18 protein-coding genes are annotated in these 20,545 nt (G+C 60.2%); 12 read left to right on the top strand and 6 right to left on the bottom strand.

The genetic code is table 11. From position 1 onward, the window contains the following. Positions 1-47: 47 nt before the first annotated feature. Positions 48-1,379, bottom strand: a complete 1,332-nt coding sequence (locus tag AAID99_RS00710; RefSeq protein WP_498492753.1) for a carbohydrate porin — start codon at positions 1,377-1,379, stop codon at positions 48-50. Between the two features lie 227 nt (positions 1,380-1,606). Between AAID99_RS00710 and AAID99_RS00705 the strand changes: the two genes are divergently transcribed. Continuing rightward, complete coding sequence (locus tag AAID99_RS00705) at positions 1,607-1,792, top strand: hypothetical protein (RefSeq protein ID WP_498492751.1); 186 nt, start codon at positions 1,607-1,609, stop codon at positions 1,790-1,792. Between the two features lie 103 nt (positions 1,793-1,895). Here AAID99_RS00705 and AAID99_RS00700 read toward each other — a convergent pair whose 3' ends face one another. Continuing rightward, positions 1,896-3,023 (bottom strand): MDR/zinc-dependent alcohol dehydrogenase-like family protein, encoded by a 1,128-nt coding sequence (locus AAID99_RS00700; protein WP_188424654.1) that lies wholly within the window; start codon positions 3,021-3,023, stop codon positions 1,896-1,898. A 28-nt stretch (positions 3,024-3,051) separates the two neighbouring features. Next, entirely contained in the window at positions 3,052-4,884 is a 1,833-nt protein-coding gene (gene dhaL / locus AAID99_RS00695; protein WP_498492749.1) for a dihydroxyacetone kinase subunit DhaL, read from the bottom strand. Between the two features lie 525 nt (positions 4,885-5,409). Between dhaL and AAID99_RS00690 the strand changes: the two genes are divergently transcribed. The 4 genes from AAID99_RS00690 to AAID99_RS00675 are packed head-to-tail and all read left to right on the top strand — an operon-like array spanning position 5,410 to position 12,287. After that, positions 5,410-9,429, top strand: coding sequence for an amino acid adenylation domain-containing protein (locus AAID99_RS00690; RefSeq protein ID WP_498492748.1), 4,020 nt, complete (start codon positions 5,410-5,412; stop codon positions 9,427-9,429). After that, complete coding sequence (locus AAID99_RS00685) at positions 9,392-10,762, top strand: glycosyltransferase (protein ID WP_498492746.1); 1,371 nt, start codon at positions 9,392-9,394, stop codon at positions 10,760-10,762. Before AAID99_RS00690 ends, AAID99_RS00685 begins: the two co-directional genes overlap by 38 nt. After that, complete coding sequence (locus AAID99_RS00680; protein WP_498492745.1) at positions 10,759-11,541, top strand: ABC transporter ATP-binding protein; 783 nt, start codon at positions 10,759-10,761, stop codon at positions 11,539-11,541. The genes AAID99_RS00685 and AAID99_RS00680 overlap by 4 nt, the downstream gene beginning before the upstream one ends. Next, on the top strand, positions 11,538-12,287 hold the full coding sequence (locus AAID99_RS00675; protein ID WP_498492743.1) for an ABC transporter permease: 750 nt from the start codon (positions 11,538-11,540) through the stop codon (positions 12,285-12,287). The genes AAID99_RS00680 and AAID99_RS00675 overlap by 4 nt, the downstream gene beginning before the upstream one ends. Here AAID99_RS00675 and AAID99_RS00670 read toward each other — a convergent pair. The 3 genes from AAID99_RS00670 to AAID99_RS00660 form a co-directional block, all read right to left on the bottom strand. After that, positions 12,231-13,661 carry a sodium:solute symporter family protein gene (locus AAID99_RS00670; protein WP_498492742.1) on the bottom strand — a complete coding sequence of 477 codons (1,431 nt, stop codon included), beginning with the start codon at positions 13,659-13,661 and terminating at the stop codon, positions 12,231-12,233. The two genes, AAID99_RS00675 and AAID99_RS00670, sit on opposite strands and share 57 nt — an antisense overlap. Then, on the bottom strand, positions 13,658-13,870 hold the full coding sequence (locus tag AAID99_RS00665; RefSeq protein ID WP_498492740.1) for a DUF3311 domain-containing protein: 213 nt from the start codon (positions 13,868-13,870) through the stop codon (positions 13,658-13,660). The genes AAID99_RS00670 and AAID99_RS00665 overlap by 4 nt, the downstream gene beginning before the upstream one ends. An 88-nt stretch (positions 13,871-13,958) precedes the next feature. Further along, entirely contained in the window at positions 13,959-14,642 is a 684-nt protein-coding gene (locus AAID99_RS00660) for a Fe2+-dependent dioxygenase (protein WP_188424632.1), read from the bottom strand. A gap of 140 nt (positions 14,643-14,782) precedes the next feature. Here AAID99_RS00660 and exbB point away from each other — a divergent pair, with 140 nt between their 5' ends. From exbB to AAID99_RS00625, 7 genes are all read left to right on the top strand, one after another. Next, a complete protein-coding gene (gene exbB, locus AAID99_RS00655) occupies positions 14,783-15,535 on the top strand; it encodes a tonB-system energizer ExbB (RefSeq protein WP_229719461.1) in 753 nt (250 codons plus the stop codon). Between the two features lie 2 nt (positions 15,536-15,537). Continuing rightward, entirely contained in the window at positions 15,538-15,972 is a 435-nt protein-coding gene (gene exbD / locus AAID99_RS00650) for a TonB system transport protein ExbD (RefSeq protein WP_188424630.1), read from the top strand. Continuing rightward, a complete protein-coding gene (locus tag AAID99_RS00645) occupies positions 15,969-16,868 on the top strand; it encodes an energy transducer TonB family protein (protein ID WP_498492736.1) in 900 nt (299 codons plus the stop codon). Before exbD ends, AAID99_RS00645 begins: the two co-directional genes overlap by 4 nt. A 199-nt stretch (positions 16,869-17,067) precedes the next feature. Beyond that, a complete protein-coding gene (locus tag AAID99_RS00640) occupies positions 17,068-18,225 on the top strand; it encodes an MlaE family ABC transporter permease (RefSeq protein WP_229719459.1) in 1,158 nt (385 codons plus the stop codon). A gap of 3 nt (positions 18,226-18,228) precedes the next feature. Continuing rightward, complete coding sequence (locus AAID99_RS00635) at positions 18,229-18,999, top strand: ABC transporter ATP-binding protein (protein WP_188424628.1); 771 nt, start codon at positions 18,229-18,231, stop codon at positions 18,997-18,999. Then, complete coding sequence (locus AAID99_RS00630; RefSeq protein WP_498492734.1) at positions 18,996-19,958, top strand: MlaD family protein; 963 nt, start codon at positions 18,996-18,998, stop codon at positions 19,956-19,958. Before AAID99_RS00635 ends, AAID99_RS00630 begins: the two co-directional genes overlap by 4 nt. Further along, on the top strand, positions 19,955-20,521 hold the full coding sequence (locus tag AAID99_RS00625; protein ID WP_188424617.1) for a PqiC family protein: 567 nt from the start codon (positions 19,955-19,957) through the stop codon (positions 20,519-20,521). Before AAID99_RS00630 ends, AAID99_RS00625 begins: the two co-directional genes overlap by 4 nt. The last annotated feature ends 24 nt before the right edge of the window (positions 20,522-20,545 follow it).

The following is a 20,545-nucleotide window of genomic DNA, read 5'->3' as shown; positions in this document are numbered from 1 at the left end:
TTTTGTGTCACGCAGCACGACACCCCGAGGAGAAGTCGGGGCGACGCTCAGATGAATTCGATCTGGGTCTTGACCCCGAGCATCCACTGATTGCGCAAATCATGCTGCGCGTTCGGGTGAATGTAATATTGCAGGTCGGGCGCCACCGTGATGCCGCGTATGAGATGGATCTGATAAAGCGCCTCGATAATCAGCGCCTCTCGCTGGACCGGAAACGGCGAGCCATCACCGGGTTTCTGCAGCGCCGCCCGGAGTCGCTGCGCACGGGTGACATGATGGGCGATGCGGGTGTACGCCAGATTGATCGCAATCATGTCCTGAGGGCGCTTCCGCATCAGCCCCCGAACCATGAAACCGACAGAATATTGAGCCGCCCTGAGAGCTGTGCGCGGGTTATTCCAATAGGCGCTCGCAAGGATCGTGAGACCCGCATCAGGGCCACGGCCCGCAAAGTGAAGCAGTTGCTGGTCAGCCAGTACCCAGGCCGACCAGGAGCCATTGACGACACGCGCCGGGGCACCTGTCAGCCCGAGAACTTCACCATCATGATCTTCGAACAGGCTGCTATGCGGCGCCGTGTCGTAAACAGCGCCCAGCTTGTAATGCCCCGGCAGAGTGCCCCCTCTGCCCGCATGCGGTTCCCAAGCGAGTTCGAGAGGAATGGCTTCACCGTCAATTGTCGCACCATTGAACTTGAAGCCGCTACGCATCTGCGACAGCGCATATTGCGATGCGGCCTGCGTGAAATAGACGCCTGACTGAAGTTGCAATGCCTCACTAATCTGCACACGAAACCGCGCGCCCCAGGTCGCAGTAGGAAATGCCGCATGAGCCGTATTATCGCTTGCCGCCCTTGGGTTGCCGCAGAACGCTGCGTTCATGAAATTGCAGTAGAGCGGATTGGCAGAGAAATCAGATAGAAAGGTCATCCGCCCGACGGCCGCATTGAGGCGGTCATAAAACATCGACCGCTCGATATAGGCGGAAACGAGATGGATCACGACATTGCCCACCCCGCCATAGGTTGCCTGGCTTGGGGTCAGATGATCACCGAATTTACGGCTTGTGGGCGTACCATAGCCGCTCGCAAGGACGATATGGGTCGAGACGCCGGAAAACCCGGCCAGACGCTCCCAATCAATATCGTTGCCATAAGTCACAATCCCGACATTCCCGACGCCTTTTTCATGCGATGGCGCAGGATCGTTCAGCATGGCCTGCATCTCGTTGGTATTCTGCACGTGAAAGGCCACACCTTTTTCGCGCAGGGCCGGAAGGCCCGTCAGCATCTTGCCCGCAACCGCGGATGGCGTCGTGAGAGCAACAGCCAGCAGGGTCAACCAGAACATTTTCAGCTCGATACGGGCATGACATGTCATTGCGTCTGATTTCCTCCCGTTTTCCGGCGTTGCAGGGGCTATCGCGACGGTTTGTGGCTTTTTTCAGCGCTGGAAAGTCCTGAAACGTTTTGTCTGTTTCGATCCCGGAATTTTCAAGCGCCTGGCGGCAGATCGGCGCTGCGACAAGGCACTCTGCTTCCATGCCACTATGGCCACATAAGGCGTCCTGCGCTCGTGCCTCAGCTATACCCACCAATGCAGATCACATGAGCCACGGCGTCGTGATGCACAGCGCCTATGGCATAAATCTGGGAAAAGCGACCCTTCCTGCTGCCCGCGATGACGCCGGGCGCCTCCTGTCGCTGCGTCTCTTTTGCCCGCCAGGTGATTCCCTGTTTGTGCGGCGCGTAAGGCATGCAAAGCGCAGTGCTGGCGCCCATGCCGCGATCTGAATTGCTGACATCGTTCCTGTGCCATCGCGAACACGACCCCGCTCTGAACGAAAAAAGGCGGCTCCTTCCGGAGCCGCCTTTCCAAGCAGAAGACTGACAGATCTTACGGAATAAGAACCGTCTTGATGGATTTGTCGCCCTTCTTCATCAGGTCGAAACCTTCCTTCCACTGGTCCAGCGGCAGGGTGTGGGTCACCACGCCTTCGACCGGCAGACGACCATCGGCGATAGCTGCAATGGTGAAGGGATAGCAATACGGTCCAAGATGCGAACCCAGAACGTCCAGTTCCTTGCGGTCGGAAATGATCGACCAGTCGCAGGTCACTTCATCGCCGAACACGCTGAACTCAACAAAGCGGCCGAGCTTGCGGATCATGTGCAGGCCCTGACGGACGCTGGAAGGATGGCCGGTTGCTTCGATGTAAACATCACAGCCATAGCCGCCGGTCAGTTCCTTGATCTTGGCGACAACATCCTCTTCGAGCGGGTTCATGACGATATCCGCGCCGAACTTCTTGGCCAGGTCCAGACGGTCCTGCTTGGTGTCGAGCACGATGAGCTTGCTCGGGTTCTTCAGGCGGGCAGCGCCCACCATGCCCAGACCCAGCGTACCGGCACCGGCCAGAACCACCACGTCATCCAGCTGGATATTGGCGCGGTTGACGGCGTGAACCGAGCAGGCATAGGGCTCGATCAGAGCGGCTGCATCAAGCGGCATGTTCTCGGGAACACGATGGGTGCGCGACGTCTTGGGGAAGCGCATATACTTCGCCATGGCGCCATTGGTGTTGTTCTGGAAGCCGTACAGATCGTGACGTTCGCACATCCAGTACTGACCGCCCTTGCAATAGCGGCAATCATCACAAGGGACGATCTGCTCGCTGATCAGGCGATCGCCGATCTTGTACTGGCTGCGCAGGTTTTCACCCACCTCAACGGCACGGCCAACGAATTCATGGCCCGGGATCATCGGCGGCTTGACGTAGCGCGGCTGCTCCTTGTCGCCCCAGAAGGACGGTGCGCCCAGGAAGCACTTGATATCACCGGCACAGATGCCGACTGCCTCGACTTCGATGATGATGTCATCGGGGCCAGCGCGGGGCACGTCCACCTCTTCCCAGCGATAATCGCCGGGTTCGTAGGCAACAACGGCATTCATCTTTGCCGGGAGGGCAACGCTGGCTGCTTCTTTCTGCAGGGCGCCCAGATCAGGGGTGACGATCTTGTTCATGGTCTTGATCTTTCAGGATTGAGGCAGTTCAGGCGTTGTGCTTGCGCGCCGGGGCCTCAAGTTCTTTCGCGATGGTCTGCAGGATCAGGCAGCAGGAGGTTGCACCGGCATCGAGCACCCCGCGTGAACGCTCACCCAGTCGGCTGGCACGGCCGATACGGGCCACCAGATCGATCGTGGAGTCACGACCGCGCTCTGCCGCTTCGGACATCGCAATCAGGGCCTGCTCGAACGACTTGCCGTCATCAAGAGCCTTGTGGAAGGCCTCAACCGAAGGCTGCAGCGTATCGACCAGGGTCTTGTCGCCAACACGGGCATTGCCAAGGCTGTTGATACCAGCCAGCGCACCGTCAAGCATCTGGGCGAAAAGCTTGCCGTCGAGGAATTCGACATTGCGCAGCGGGATCGCCATGCCTTCGAAGAAACGGCCATAAAGCGGGCCCATCGAGCCACCGATACCGGCCATCAGGGAGTCTGACAGCGCATCAAGGCCCTTCTCCATGACCGGCGGGTTGGCACCCAGAGCCTCACCGCAGCGGGCGAAGCCCTTGGCCATGTTGATACCATGATCGCCATCGCCGATCTTGCCGTCGATCTCGCTCAGCCAGTCGCGTGCCTTGACGATGGCATCGACCAGAGCCGGGATGACCTTTGTGGTTTCGCCAACAGGCACACCGCTCTTGGGCACGTATTTCTCGCCCGTCGCGGTTTTGACCAGTGCTTCGACCGGGTCGGCCTTGGCCGTCGGCGCTTCAGCAGCCTGAACCTGTGCCGCACCGGCGCCGACGCGCACCAGGCCGATGGATTCGGCGGGCGCAGCCATCAGGCGATCCAGCTCTTCATCGGTCTTCATGATGGTGAGGGTCGCACCCTTCATCTCGAGCGAGGTGAAGAGGTTGCCAACGAAGCGATGCGCCACTTCGATGCCCTTCTCCTTCAGGAGATCGGCCACGTCGGCATACAGCACATAGAGTTCGATGATCGGCGTTGCGCCAAGCCCCGAGAGCAACACCGTCACGCGATCACCCTTCGTGAAGGGCAGGTCGGGCAGGATATGCTCGAGCATCAGCTTGGCGATATCGCGCGAGCGGCCAAGCTCCTGAACCGAGACGCCGGGCTCGCCATGATGGCCGATGCCGACTTCCATGGTGCCGAGTTCGATCGAGAAATTCGGATGACCATTGGCAACAATGGTGCAGGGCGTGAGGCCGACACCGATGGAACGGGTATTGGCAATGGCCTTGCGGGCCACGGCAATCACCTCATCCAGTGATCCGCCTTCTTCAGCGCGGGCACCGGCGGCTTTCCACATCAGGATTTCACCGGCAACGCCACGACGACGCTCGGCTTCGCTGGCCGGAGCAGAGGCCACATCATCGGTCGCCACTACCGTCTCGACCTTGATGCCTGCCTGCTGCGCATCGCGCGCTGCCATGCGGACATTCATCGTGTCACCAGCGTAGTTGCCAAAGAGGCAGGCAACGCCTGCGCCCGTATCGGCTTCCTTCATGGCGTCGAGGAAGCTCACGGCTGTCGGCGAAGAGAAGATCTCGCCGATCGCAACAGAATCCAGCAGGCCGGTGCCGACATAGCCAAGGAAAGCAGGCTCGTGGCCCGAACCGCCACCCGTGATCACACCGACCTTGCGACGGCCCGTGGTCTTGGCGCGCTTGACGACACGCGGGTTGGCGGTCTCAACGATGATATCGGGATGAGCAAGAAGCGCGCCGCGCACGCCGTCTTCAACCACGCCATCGGGGTCGTTGAAGATACGGTCCAGCTTGGGACGTGACGCGGGAGACTGGGAAGAAGCGCCATCGCCGTGGCCGGTATGCGCTGCGTAAACGAGAGAACGATCCATAATGGGCCCCATACTGAATGCCGGGAAAACACCCTGTGTGCCCAATCGTCTTAACCGTAACAGGCATTATGCGTAAAATCACACTACCGAGAGTGATATTCGTGACCTAATATGTAGGATTTGAGCGCTCCTGTTTCACGGGACACCCCTACCACGAGGAAACACCCTTGATAAAATCCATTATAAACAACGATCTAAATCAATACCCCCTCTTGCGTATCGTAAAAAAGGCATTTGAAGCCCTTCTGAGCCCAAACTGAACAAATGTTATATTTTGTGTCTCTCTTTCGCGGGGCTGTGTGGCCAGACATGACGGCCCAGACAGAAGAAAAAGAACAAAAAGAGAAAAAATAATATTTATAAACAATAATTTTGAACTGTTTACTGAATTAGCAGGTGAATTTATGTTATTAGAAATCGTTTCTTAAGAGAAAAAAGAAGCAAAACAACAAGAAACAATCCGGTATGCCGCACCACGCAACAGGAGCCGCCTCCGGATACAATCTGCAGGAATACCGCGCTGTGATGCTGCCATTGACCACCGCCCAGCGCGGCCTCTGGATGACCCAATTTCTTGCACCCAAGGGCTCGAGCCTGAATATTGCCGAGGCTATCCATCTGCACGGGATTGTAGATGAGTCTCTCTTCAGGAAAGCTCTGACCTCTGTACAGACCGAGGCAGAAACACTGCGCACAGCCATTATCAGAACAGATGACGGACCGGTCTACGCAATCCGACCACCATCATTGCCTGAATGTCCTGTCATCGATTGTCGCGACGAGGCCGACCCATCTCTCTTCGCCCGCAGATGGATGCAGGAACGCATTCAGGCTCCTCTCGATCTGGAGCGGGACCCACTCTGGCAGAATGCCCTTCTCCGTGTCGCCTCAACGCACTGGATCTGGTTTCACTGCTGCCATCACGCTATTCTTGATGGTTTTTCCGGCGGCATGATCGTGAGCCGTGTTGCTGCGCTCTATACGGCCCTGACCGAGGGGCGCGACGCGCCAGCCCCCGGCTTTCTCTCCCTTGCAACCCTTCACGAACAGGAGGAAGCCTATCGGGCCTCGCCCCGTTTCGAGATCGACAAGGCGTACTGGCGTGAGACCCTTCAGGATACGCCCGAGCCGGTATCGCTCTCGCTCAGGCCCCACCGGGTAACCACCGGTGATTTTGGCGGCGCGATAACGCGTGCGGCCACACTTTGCGAAGCGCGCGCTGAGGCACTCAGGGCGCTTGGCCGCACATATGAGTCGAGCCTTCCCCAGACCCTGACTGCCCTTCTCGTCAGCTATCTGCATCGTCTCACCGGACAGTCGGATCTCGTTGTGGGCATGCCGGTCAGTGCACGAGCCAACCGCCTTCTGCGCCAGACGCCGGGCATGGTCGCCAATGCCGTTGCGCTGCGTTTCATGATGTCGCCCGAAACGAGCTTTGCCGAGCTGATTATCAAATCCCGTCGCGCCATGCGCAGCGCCCTGCGTCACCAGCAATATCGTTATGAAGATATGCGCCGCGATCTGGGTATGTTCAACAATACCACTCAGATCAGCCGGATCGGGATCAATATCGAGCCTTTCGACTATAATCTCTCTTTTGGGCCGGTCCATTCACGCAATGAAAATCTCAGCAACGGCGCCATGGAGGATCTGACCCTCTTCGTGTTCGACCGATGCGACGGAGGCGGTCTCTGTATCCAATGCGATGCCAATCCGGCGCTCTACACCGCCGATGAACTTGACGCCCATCTGGCGCGCATCCTGACTCTGACCGATCAGCTTCTTGCCTCACCGGAAACGCCGCTCCGCTCTATTCCACTCCTTACTTCAGAAGCCCGGCACGCTCAGGGCGTACGCAACGCTGCAACAAGGCGGGTCTGGCCCGATATCACCCTGTCGGCACTCATCGCCTCAGGCATAGGGACCGGCCCGGATAAGGTGGTGCAGGACCATAGAGGCGCTCTGACACGAGACGATTTCCAGAGGCATCAGCATCAACTGACAATGCAACTCCGTGCGGCAGGCGCGCGACCCGGCACGCTTGTCGCCCTTGCCCTGCCAAGAGACAGACGCATGCTTCTCTGCGTGGCTGCGGTGGCCGCAACCGGCGCGGCCTGGCTGCCGATCGATGTCGACGCCCCTCAGCCTCGCGCCCGGCTGATCCTGGAAGATGCCTGTCCGACCCTGGTGATCCTGCCAGACGCGGATCATATCGGCTGGGCCTGCGGCCACGAGGCCTGGCAGATGGACGCGGCGACACTGGTGCTTCGACCGCTCGCTCCTGCCGCGCCGCAAGCCGGATTTGCCCCCCTATCTGCGTCGCGTCTCCCTGAGGATACAGCCTATGTCACCTATACATCGGGCACGACGGGGCGCCCCAAGGGCGTCATCATCCCCCGAAAGGCCCTTCTGAATTTTCTGCACAGCATTCGCGACATTCTGGTTTTTTCAGAGCGGGAAACGCTTCTGGCTGTCACCGCCTGGACTTTCGATATCGCTATACTCGAAATGCTCCTGCCGCTCGTCTCAGGCAGTCGCTGCGTTATTGCGACACCAGAAGACGTGCGAGATCCCGGACGCCTTTGCACACTGATCCGCCAGCATGACGTGACGGCGCTGCAGGCCACACCCACCTTATGGCAGACCTTGCTCGGCACGGCAGAAAGCAGCAGCCTGCGTGGTCTGCTTCTTCTGAGCGGTGGCGAGGCCATGCCCGCCCATATGGCGCGACAAATGGGCCATCTCGGACGGGCGGTCTATAATCTCTATGGCCCCACCGAAACCACGATCTGGTCAACGGCCTGCTGCCTGACGGCAGACGAGCCTGACTCTCCGCCAGCCGGATTGCCTTTGGCCAATACCCGCCTCTATGTGGTCGACCCGTTCGGCCAAACATTGCCGGATGGCGTTGTCGGTGAACTGGTCATTGCCGGTGACGGCGTGGCGAGCGGCTATCTCAATCGCCCCGAGTTGACAGAGAGCCGCTTCATACCCGATCCGGAGGGCAACCCCGGAGCTCTGGCTTATCGCACGGGCGATCGTGCTGCCATCGATTCAGAGGGCGTGCTCGGCATTTTTGGTCGTGCCGATTGTCAGATCAAGATACGCGGCATGAGGATCGAACCCGGCGAGATAGAGAGCACTTTGCTCAGCCTGCCGGAGATCCTGCAGGCTGCCGTCATGATCGAGGAAACAGCGACACGGGATCAGCCTCTTCTGGCGGCCTATCTCGTACCCGCAACAGAAGGTGCCAAGCTCGACGCAGCCCAGATAAGACGCACCCTGCTAGGGCTGCTCCCCCCTCAGATGATCCCGGTCCGTATCGTGTGTGTAGACGCCCTTCCGCGTCTGACAAGCGGCAAGCTCGACCGCGCCGCCCTGCGCGCCATGAAAGAAGACACGATCGCAACCGATGCTGTTTATGCCAGCACACCGGCAGAGAAAATGCTTGCGGCGCTCTGGAGCGACCTGCTCGGACTCGAAAAGATCGATATCCATGCCAGTTTCTTCGATCTGGGTGGCGACAGCATCATGGTCGTGCAAATGATCTCCCTCCTTTCCGAGCAGGGATACGCCTTGCCGGTCGGGCAGATCTTCGCGGCCCCGACCATCACCCTTCTTGCACCGCTTTTCGAAGGCGGTCCGATCACCTGCGATCCGCTCGCCACACGTCTTGCCATCAGGCCCCACGGAAGCGAAGCGCCTCTCTTCTGCGTGCATCCGGTCATTGGCATGAGCTGGAGTTTCAACACGCTTGCACCGCTCCTGCCTGACACACGCCCGGTCTATGGCCTTCAGGATGCCGGGCTGCTGCTTGGCGCCAATCCGCCGCGCACGCTCAACGAGCTGACAGCCCATTATGTGCAGGAGATCCGGGCCATCCAGCCGCACGGGCCGTATCATCTGCTTGGATGGTCAATGGGCGGGGTCATTGCTCATGAAATTGCCGCCGCTTTCCGCCGCGAGGGTCAAGACGTCGCCTTGCTGGCGATGCTGGACTCCTATCCAACCCTGACGGAACCCGGCTGCTCCCATCGAGGCGCCTCGGGCGGGCCGCTTGATGACCCTGACAGTCCGCAGGCCATACGGGCGGCTCTGGGTTTTCTGAACATGCCGCTGGATAATGAGACGCCTCTCCCCCCGACACTGGAGGCGCTGGCCGATCTTTTTCTGGCAACACTTGATACGACGCTGCTCCCTGACCTGCCGACACAGGATCTCGGCGATCTGATGGGGCTCGCCGAAAAGCTGCGCCTCGTCACCAGACGCAATATCGAGATGCTCACGACCCACCGCCCAACCCATGGAGAGACGGATATCCTGTTCCTGCGCGCTGCAAACAAGGGCGACATGACGGACCAGATCAGCGTGACTGACGACCCTCTGTCCTGGGCCAATTATAGTTCTGGCCGCATCACGGTTCATGATCTGCCCTGTCGTCATGGAGATATGCTGCTACCCGGTCATGTTGAAATGGTAGCGCGCCTGATCAGGAGCCACCCGGCCTTTGGCCAGCCTGTTTGTGCCGACCTGTCTGCCGCCTGAAATTGTACCGAGCCAGCCCATGAAAATCGTGATCTTCACCATCGGTACCCAGGGCGATGCCCGCCCTTTCGTCGCTCTGGGTCAGGGGCTCGTCGCCCATGGCCATGACGTGTGCATCGTCACATCGGAACGGCACAAGTCGCTCATTCTGGGCGGCGGGCTCTCCTTCGCCCCGATCGCGTCCGATTTTGCAGATCTCATGGCGCAGGAACACGCTGCCATGGACAAGGGAAACCAGCTACGCATCGGTCGCCAGATGAGCAGAGCGCTCTGCGACTGGATGCCTCTATGGGTGAATCAGGCGCTCGAAGCCACGAAGGACGCCGATCTGATTATCGGCTCCGGTTCGGGAACAGCGCTTGGCGCCTCTATCGCCGAGAAACGCGGACTCCCTTTCGTTCAGGCGCAGTTCATGCCCATGACCCCCTCACGAAACGTACCGCCGCTCTGGCCTAATCCACGTTTTCGTCTGCCAGGGGTGCTCAATCTCGCCCTGACCCATTGCGCAAGGGTGCTGATCTGGCGGTTCATGTCCCGGCCCATCGCAATCATGCGGCGTGAACTGGCTTTGCCCCCGATAGCATGGGCTGGCCCCTGGTCGGAAAAGGACGCCAACGGGTCGAGGCGCTGTCTGCTCTACGCTTTCAGCCGCTACCTGCAACCGCAACCTCCGGACTGGCCGAAAGACCGGATCACTGTTACGGGAAACTGGTTCTACGACCAGAAAAACGACTGGGTTCCCCCACCCGCGCTGGAAGCCTTTCTCGCCGCGGGGCCAAAGCCCCTTTATGTCGGTTTCGGGAGCATGATGTGCGGCAATCCCAAGGCGTTCACCCAGCTCATCCTCAAGGCCCTGCGTCTGACGGGCAGGCGCGCCGTCATAGCAACTGGGTGGGGCGCTCTGAAAAATCAGGCCGGTCACGAGGAAGACGGCCTCTTCTTCATTGACCATGCACCCCATGACTGGCTCTTTCCGCGCATGTCCATGGCCGTTCATCACGGCGGCGCGGGCACGGTGGCCGCAGCGGCACGCGCTGGTCTGCCGCAGATCGTGATTCCGTTTCTGGCGGATCAGTTTTACTGGAGCTGGCGCCTGCACGAGATTGGCATTAGCCCGACGATCCTTTCCCGCAAACACCTCACACCAGAGACGCTCGCGTTGGCTATCGGGCGGGCAGGCTCGCTCAGGATTACCACAGCCGCCCATGCGCTCGGCTCGCTGATCAACGCCGAACATGGCGTTGATCGTGCGATAGAGACACTCTCGGACTGGGGCCTTCTCGGTGAGAAAAACCCTTCGGACAGGTCTGCGGAGGCAGAAGGAGCAGCGTGAGCCAGACATCTCCGCAAGCGCCCTGCCCCGTCATTGCCGTACAGGATCTGGCCAAGAAATATGCTGGCAAGCGAGTGGTCGATGGTCTCTCGTTTTCGGTCAGCGCAGGCGAGATCTTCGCCTTTCTTGGCCCCAATGGCGCTGGGAAAACCACCACCATCAAGATGCTGACGACCCTGCTTCCACCCGATGAGGGGCGTATCCTCATGAATGGCGTCGATCTGGCCACTGACCCAATGGAGGCCCGTCGCCATTTTGGCGTGGTGTTTCAGGATTGCACGCTCGACCCGGCCATGACGGTTCAGGAAAATCTCTGGATGCACTGCGCGTTCTATCGTATTCCGCGCGCCCTAAGGCCGGAACGCATCGCCCATGTGCTGGCCCTGTTCGCACTCACGGATCGACGCGACAGCATCGTCAGCACACTGAGCGGCGGGCTGAAAAGACGGGTCGAGATTGCACGCGCTCTGCTCCATCAACCGGCATTGATCTTTCTGGACGAGCCGACACTGGGGCTCGATCCACAAAGCCGACGCGTTCTGTGGGACCATCTTCAGCTTCTGCAAGCGCGCCATGGCACGACCATTTTTCTGACGAGCCATTATCTGGATGAGGTCGAGCGTTACGCCCAGAGTGTTGCCGTCATCAAGAAAGGACGGATCGTGACGCAAGGCGCTGTCGCTGCGATTATCAGCCACACCGCACATGCCTCTCTGGAAGACAGTTTTCTGTCGCTCACAGCCGAAGACGGGGCAGCCGACGACGAGACAGCCGGATGATCGATGTCCTTTTCTCTCTCTGGCTGAGACAGGTCAGGGGTTTCCTGCGCGCGCGCGGTCGGGTGTTTTCCGCCCTGTCACAGCCTTTCCTGTTCCTGATTGCGCTGGGGCTGGGCTTTGCCCCGGTTTTCCGCAAGGCAGGAGAAGGCGATTATTTCGCCTTTCTTGCACCGGGCGTCATTGGAGCGGGGATCTTGTTCAATGCGGTCTATTCAGGCGCCGACCTGCTCTGGGACAGACAGTTCGGCTTCATCAAGGAGACGCTCGTCGCCCCTGTTTCGAGACACTGGATCCTGCTTGGGCGGGCACTGGGCGTTGCAAGCGTGGCGATGATTCAGGCGATAATCGTCGGGGCGATCTGCCTTATTTTCAGCGCCTCTCTGCCCGCCCTCGGAGCCCTTACCCTTTTTCTCCTCTTCGCCTTGCTGATAGCAGTGCTCTGCGCTTTTTTCGGCTCGATACTGGGGTCGGTAATGAGCGATGCCCAGAGCTTCTCGCAGATCGTGAATTTCATTATCACGCCTGTTTTCTACCTCTCGGGCGCTGTCTTTCCTCTCGAAGGGCAATCAGGCGCAATCAGGGTGATGGCCTTCTGCAATCCGCTTACCTACGGCATTGATGGCATGAGAGGCGCGCTCAGCGGGCATTACGTCATTCCCCCGGCATTCTCGTTTTTTGTGCTGTCTCTCTCAACGCTCTTCGCTGCTGGCGTGGCACAAATCGCCTTCTCGCGTATTCGCCCCTGAGACGCTGTCTCTGACAGGTCTTCCACCCTGAAGCAGAACCAGAAGATTGACGGCAAGTCCTGGCAGAGCGGCGCTGACGCCACCCAGAGGCACGCCTGACAGAAACAATCCTGCCCCTGTCACCAGACCGGCAGCGAGCCCCGTCAGCAGACGGGACGGGGTAACGCGATAGCCGCAAACACAGAGCAGCACCGCTGGCAGGAGCTGCACCAGCCCGACATAGAACAGACGGTTCAGTGTGACGATCAGCGTCGTCTGCACGGCGGCAGTAATCACCGACAGGGCCAGATAGGCGATAATGATCCCGAGCCCCATTCGTTTCTGGGCAGTGGGCGGCACATGCGGCACGATCGAGCGTGTCACGATGGCGGCGAGGCTCAGACAGACAGCCCCAAGCCAGACAAGGGCCGTAAGGGCAACGGCCCCGGCAACCAGACCTGCCATCCAGGGGGGAAGGAGGGCCGCGGCCACAGAGAGAAACACCCTGTCAGGGTGCGTCATGACAGAAGGATGGGTCAGCCCGTAAAAGGCCACGACCGCGAGCAGGGGAAACAGCACCATGTAGAGCGGCATCCAGATCTGGGCACGTCTGATCGTCGCAGGACTGCGTGCCGAAAAGACCGCTGCCGCTGTCTGCGGTGCAATGCAGAAACCAACCGCCTGTGTCAGAATGGTCGTGATGATCATGGTGCAGGAGGATGCGGGGCGCCCGCCTGCACCATGAAGCACTGCAGTGAGCGGCGTCTTTGCCCCATCCGACCAGTGAAACACAGCCCCCAGCGCAACGCAGAATATGGCAATCAGGATCAGTGAATCCTTGAGAGCCGCCGTCAGCGCCGTACCGCGCAACCCGGCACTTGCGACAAACAGAAAAGCCAGCAGGGCCGCCAGAGAAGACAGAACGACTGTCGAGACAGGCAGGGCGAGCGCGGAAAACACGGCACCGAGCCCGATGAACTGCATGGTACCGAGCGGAAGCATCAGAACCACCAGAACGCTTCCGCTCACACAGGAGACCAGACGACTATCGAAATATCCCCCCAGGAGATCGGGCAGGGTAATCGCGCCAAAACGCTGCCCGAGCTGCCAGAGCCTTGGATAAAGTATTGTGCCGACAGGAAAGGCAAGCAGGATATAGCCAACAAACCACAGCGCGACGTCGATCGAACCACTGGCAGCGATACCCCCCGGAAACCCGAGAACCGAGCCGATGGAATAGGTCTCGCCAACCGATAGCAGAAAGAACAGGACCGCCCCGAACTGTCCGCGTGCCGCAAAAAAACGCTTCGGGTCCTGACCTGCCTCCCCCCGCCCTGAAAGGAGAGAAAGGGCGAGTGCAAGCACCAGAACGGCCAGAAAGGCACTCAGCATCATCGATCGGTCTCTCGCTCACCCGGCCTGACGGCCAGTGCGAGACAGAGTGTCGTCAGGGGCAGGCAGGCGAAAAGCCAGACCAGCGGAAGCGGCACCCCCATGACACGCAGGGACGCGCCGTAGAGAAACGGCAGTGGCAGAAGCACCAGGCAGAATGGCAGGGCCAGAAAACCGTGCCGAAGCCGGATGCCAGAACAGGAAACAGACATGGCAGGTACTCTGAAATCGGAAAGTCAGAGCCCGGCATAGAGCCAAGCCCTGCCGCGATGCCAGCCTGGAATGGATTAATCTTTGGCCTTACAGCTCGGCCCATTGACGCAGCAGGTTATGATAGGTCGAGGTCAGCCCCAGAACGCCGGGATGATCGTCAGGCAGAGTCTTGCGTGTTTCGATGATCGAGCGATCGAAATCATAAAGCAGCGCGCGCTTCGTGTCGTCACGCACCATGGACTGGCTCCAGAAGAACGACGCCCAGCGGCTGCCTCGTGTCACCTCGCTGACGCTGTGCAGGCTGGTCGAGGGATAGACGACCATGTCGCCCGCGGGCAGCTTGACGCGCTGCTCGCCATACGTGTCCTGAATGACCAGTTCACCGCCATCATATTCATCGGGACCGGTGATGAAGAGCGTCGAGGAAACATCGGTGCGAATACGAAAACCGCTATCCGGGATGGGGCGGATCGCATTGTCGACATGAGCGCCGAACTTCATGCCGATGTCATAGCGGTTGAAGAGCGGCGGGAAAACGCGCAGCGGCAGGGCCGCACTGTTGAAGGTCGGGTTACGACCCAGCGCACGCAGGACAATTTCACCCAGTTCGCGAGACTCCGCCGAATCCTGTGGCACCTGCAGGTTATTCTTGGCCTTTGCCGATTGCTGGCCCGCTGTCACCTTGCCATCAAGCCATGCCGCCCGTTCGAGCGTCTCACGGCAATAGCGCAGTTCGTCTGCGGTCAGGACGTTGGGAATATGAACCAGCATGGACGCTCTCCTTCGGAATCGAGTTCTTGTAATTGAGAATGAATCTGATTAACACATCAGGACCGCACGGTTACACCCGGTAACAAGAACTGAAAGCGCCCGCAGGCGGGTTGCGGCACCAGAAAAAACAGGAGAGCCCCATGGCTACGCCCGTCGGCGATCTCGCCTCACTTCCGTTCACGCCGTGGGAGATGTTTCTCGGCGCCGGTCTTGTCGTGCGCTGTGTGATGCTGCTGCTGATTGCGGCCTGCGTGGTCAGCTGGGCGGTTTTTGCGGCCAAGGTTGTCGAGATGATCCGCGTCAGAGCTGCGCTTACCAGAACCGAAATCACGCTCGAAGACGCCTCATCGCTTGAAGCCGCCCATACGCTCTGCCCCGATATCGGCATCGCCAAGGCGCTGCTGAGCGCGGCGTCGAATGAGTGGACGCGTTCTGCCGATGTGCTCGAAGACCGCGAGGGTCTGAAAGAGCGCATCATGCTGCATCTCGAACGTCTGGAATCTGCCGAGGGCCGACGCCTCATGCGCGGCACGGGCATTCTGGCCACGATTGGTGCGACGGCACCGTTCATCGGTCTGTTCGGCACAGTCTGGGGCATCATGACCTCCTTCACCGGCATTGCGGCCACCAAGGCCACGAGCCTTGCCGTGGTGGCTCCGGGCATCGCAGAGGCCCTTCTGGCGACAGCGCTCGGACTCGTCGCAGCCATTCCGGCCGTCGTCATCTATAATTATCTCTCCCGCCAGTGCCTTGGCTGCAAGGCCCAGGTGGGTGACCTTACCGCGCTCATCCTGCGCCTTGTCTCCCGCGATCTGAGCCGGCTTCATGTGCAGAGCCACGGCGCACAGGTGCTGCGCTTTGCCACGCCGCGCGCCGAGCAGGCCGGTCGCTGATCATGGCCCTGCGTATGCGCCATGCGGATGACACCGCACTCGATGCCCATGAGCTGAACGTCACGCCTCTGATTGACGTCATGCTCGTACTGCTGGTCATTTTCATGGTGACGGCGCCCCTCAGCACCGTGAACGTGCCGGTCGATCTGCCTTCTTCCACGCAGAAGCCCGCCCCGCGCCCGGCCAACCCGATCTTCGTCACCGTCAAGGCCGATCACAGCCTTGCCTTGGGTGAAGACGATGTCAGCAATGACGCGCTGCCCGCCAGACTCATGGCTCTCACCAACGGCCATAAGGATGAGCGCATCTTCCTGCGCGCAGACAAGACCGTCGATTACGAGACGCTCATGAAGGCCATGGATCTCCTGCGTAAATCCGGTTTCCTCAAGGTCGCACTGGTCAATCTGCAAGGCCAGGAGGAGGGTGACGAACCGTGACGGCTCGCGATCTGCGTCCCTCCCTGCCTGCAAGCCCTGCCGCTTCCCCTGCCCTGACCGCCTCAGGGCACGCAGCCATCATGCCGTTCCGGCAGGCCTATCAGATGCATCTGCAACGCGAGGCCGCATTGCGCCGTCGCTGCGGAGGCTATTCGGCTGCCACCGTCGCGCTGGTGGCAGGGCTGGCGCTGGGTCTGGTGGCAATGGTCCCGTCAAGTTCTCCACCCCCTTACTCGCCACCACCCGCGGCCATTGCGATCGATCTCGCGCCTGAACCCGCCAGTGTGCCTGCCCCACCGCAGGAACGCCCGCCCGGCCCCCCGCAGATGGCGACCCCCGAGCCCCCGGCACCGGAGAAACCACCTGAGGTGATGGCCCCGCCTTCCCCGGCACCTCTGCCGCCCGTACCGGTTCCACAAAAGATCAAGGTCGTGCCAGTGCATCGCAAGGTGGCTCCCTCACCGCCTATGCCAAAGCATCTGCCGCCGCCAATCCCTACCCAGTCGACTGCCGACACGGCACCCCCGCCTTCGGATGCGCCGCCCTCGACGGTTTCGGCCACCAATGCCAAGGGAGCTCCGTCGTCGCGCGAGGCCTCTCAGGCCAAGGAAAGCTGGCAAGGCAAGCTTCTGGCGCGTCTGGAGCGGTTCAAGCGCTACCCGCCCCAGGCACAGGCCGAGCATCAGGAAGGTTCGCCGATGCTGCGCTTTACCATGGACCGCAAGGGCCATGTTTTGGCCGCCTTTATCGTGCGCCCCACGGGCTACACGCTTCTCGATGAGGAGACACTGGCTCTCATCCGCCGCGCCGAGCCCTTGCCCGAGCCACCCGATACGATCGAGGGAGCCACGCTTACCCTGACTGTGCCAGTCGAGTTCTATCTCGAGACACACTAACTCGCGCGCCTCCTGACCTGGAGCGAGGCACACAGACTGGCATCATTGACTGCAACCGGGCTCGATCTGGACGACATTCCGAGCTGTTGCGATCAAAGCTTGCGTGAATACCCCCTGTCGAGGGGGCTCATTCTTGCCAGACCCTGCGCATGCGATCAGAATACACGAACATGACCGCATCGCACGCAAAGCCTCCTTCATGGTCCTGACAGAGATCCCAGCTTCTCATGGCGCCGCGGCCTCTGACACGCCGCCGGACTGGCGTATGGATGCCAGCAAAGGCGTTTCCTGCCTTGTCCTGTCCGGATCATGGCTGAGCCATGACGCGACACTTCCCCAGTTCTCCGGTGATATCGCCAGCGTCGGCGCCTCGCTCACCTGCGATACGCGGAATGTGTCCAACTGGGACACGGGGCTGATTGCCTTCCTGTGGGATGTCAGACGCGCCTGCGACGAGTCAGGCAAGGTCTTCGATATCGGCTCATTGCCGCATCCGATGCAGCAATTGCTCAACCTCCTGCCAGACAGGGCAGCCCCGGCTCTGCCGACACGCAGCAAAAAACTTCCCTTTCTCGAAAGGGTGGGCATCAGATCCATCGCCATCCTTGCAGAGATCGGCATCGTGGCGGGGCTCGCCGGCCGTACCTGCCTGGCCGCCTATCGCTCGCTTTTCGGCAAGGCCGGCCTCAGACGCAGCGATCTGCTGAGCGATCTCTACAATGCCGGGCCGTCCGCCCTCGTGATTGTCGGGGTCGTGAATTTTCTGGTCGGGGCCATTCTGGCTTTCGTCGGCGCGGTACAATTGCAGAAATTTGCCGCAGGCATCTATGTGGCAAGCCTTGTCGGCATTGCCACGGTGCGTGAGATGGCTGCGGTCATGACCGCCATCATCATGGCGGGCCGCACAGGTGGGGCCTATGCCGCCCGCATCTCGACCATGCAAGGCAATGAGGAAATCGACGCCTTGAAGGTTTTCGGCATATCGGTCTCGTCCTATCTCATTCTGCCTGCCGTTTTGTCGCTCGTGTTCACCATGCCGTTTCTCTATCTCTATGGCTGTCTGATTGGCATGCTGGGCGGCTATATCGTGGCCATCTCGATGCTCGACATCACGAGCCTGGGCTATTTTCATCAGACCATCATTGCCTTCGGTATCGGCCAGTTCATCTTCGGCTTCATCAAGAGCATCGTTTTTGGCGCCTTCATCGGACTGACCAGCTGCCGCATCGGCCTCAAGGCAGGGCGCTCTGCCGCTGATGTCGGCATTGCCGCCACTCACGCCGTCGTGATCGGCATCGTGGGTGTGATTGCACTCGACGCCCTGTTTGCCATTATTGCCAATAGCGTGGGGATCTGAGCCATGGCGCAGGATTCCATCATGACCATGCAGGATGTCACTCTGGCTTTCGGGCCAAAAGTGATCCAGTCCGACATCTCGCTTTCTGTCAAACGTGGCAGTATCTTCGCCGTCATGGGCGGGTCGGGCTGCGGCAAATCGACCCTGCTCAAAAGCATGATCGGCCTGCTGCGCCCCAGAACAGGCAGTTTTCATGTCGGCACCCAGGATTACTGGGCAGGCACCGATGCACAGCGCACCGAACTCAATCATCGTTTTGGCGTGCTGTTCCAGAGCGGCGCGCTGTGGAGTTCAATGACCGTTGGCGAGAATGTCGCCCTGCCACTGCAGATGTTCACCAATCTCGGCCCGCGCGCCATCAGGCGACTGGTCGAACTCAAGCTGGCGCTTGTCGGGCTTCTGGATGCGATCGACCTTACCCCGTCTGAAATCAGCGGTGGCATGCGCAAGCGCGCCGGCCTCGCGCGCGCGCTGGCACTCGACCCGGATATCCTGTTTTTCGATGAGCCTTCCGCAGGACTCGACCCCATTACCTCTGCAAGGCTGGATGACCTCATTCTCAATCTGCGCGATGGGCTCGGTGCGACCATTGTGATTGTCAGCCATGAATTGCCCAGCCTGTTCACCATTGCCGATGATGGTATTTTTCTCGATGCCATCACCAAGCGCCCCATCGCCTCTGGCTCGCCGCGCGAGTTGCGCGATCACTGCACCGACCCTCAGGTTCATGCCTTCATGAACAGACAACGAAACGAAGAAGGAACTGCATCATGAACAGACAGGCGCTTGTCGGTGCGTTCGTTCTGGGGGGGCTGACGCTCATGGTCGGCGCCTTCGTCTTTTTCGGTAATTTTCACCCCTTCACCCATACAGATCGGGCCGTGCTGATTTTCCGCGGCTCTACAAACGGGCTTTCGGTCGGCGCCCCTGTCAATTTCCGCGGGGTTCAGGTCGGGGCCGTGGATCGCATCGCCATCGAATACGACCCCAAGACACGCGAGGCCTATATTCCGGTCTATGTGACCGTACGCCGTGACGATATTCTGGTCGCTGGCGAAAAACATGGCCACCTGCCCGATCTGCGCGATCTGGTCGCGCACGGATTGCGCGGTGAAATGAATCTGAAGAGCTTCGTGACCGGCACATCCCAGATCGATCTCGATGTCTCTCCCGGAACGCCGGCCGTGCTTCATCCCAATCTGACCAACGAAATCGAGATTCCGACGCGTCAGTCGTCAATTCAGGCCATCACCAATACGCTGACCCATCTGCCACTGCGCCAGATCAGCGATGATGCTGCTGCCACGCTTGCGGTCATTCATCACCTTGCCGATACGCTCGACCAGCGCCTGCCGGCACTTGTCGACAGCGTGCAGCAGACATCAGACCACAGCCGCGCCACGGTCGATGCCGCCCACGACATGATCGTGGCCCTTCAACCGCAATTGCTGCACACGCTGCAGAGTGTCGATCGTCTGGCCTCCACCGGCAGCGATCAGCTTTCGGCGCGCGGTCAGGAGCTGCACACCCTGCTCCAGACCAGCCGTGACACCATGGCCAACGCCAACAAGACCATGGCGAATCTTCAGGGCATGACGTCTCCGCGCTCGATCGACCGCGCCAATCTGGAGTCGAGCCTGCGCGATATCGCCGCCGCCGCCGCCGCGCTGCGCGGTTTTGCCAATGACGTCGAGCGCAATCCGCAACTTCTGCTGACAGGACGCCGCCAATGAGCCCGCGCCCCCTTCTCTTCGTGCTCGCTCTGGGTCTGCTCTCGGGCTGCGCCTCGGCACCGGTCCAGTTCTACACAATCGCCCCGACTGCGAGCGACATCACGCTCGCCCCCAGAAACGCGCCGGTCACCTACGTGCCGCGTGTGTCGATGCCCGATTATCTCGATACGCAGGATATCCTGGTGCGTGATGGCAGTCGTCTCGTTCGCAGCAGCAATGGACGCTGGGCGAGCCGCCTGTCGCAATCCGCGACCGATCTGATCGTGGCACGACTGTCGCAGGATTGGCCCCAACGCATGGTCACGGCCTATCCGCCGCTCGACACGCCCGAGTCACGCCTTGGGATCACCATCGAGCGTATGGACCTGCTTCAGCAAGGTCAGGCCACACTGATCGCTTCTTGGACCGAATTGCCCCGCGACGAAACCAGCCCGCCGCGTCAGGGCCGCGCTTCCGTCAGCGTGCAGGGGAGCGTGACGGACGATGCCGCCAAGGCGGCACTGCTTCAGAAGCTTTTCGAGCAGCTGGCTGACAAGATCGCAGCAAGTCTCGCCACGCGCTAGAACTGCATCGCGGGATCAATTCCG

The organism is Asaia sp. Ae19-3 (assembly GCF_059801175.1).
The sequence above is the reverse complement of the archived record's forward strand: the minus strand, read 5'-3'. Positions and strand labels throughout refer to the sequence as shown.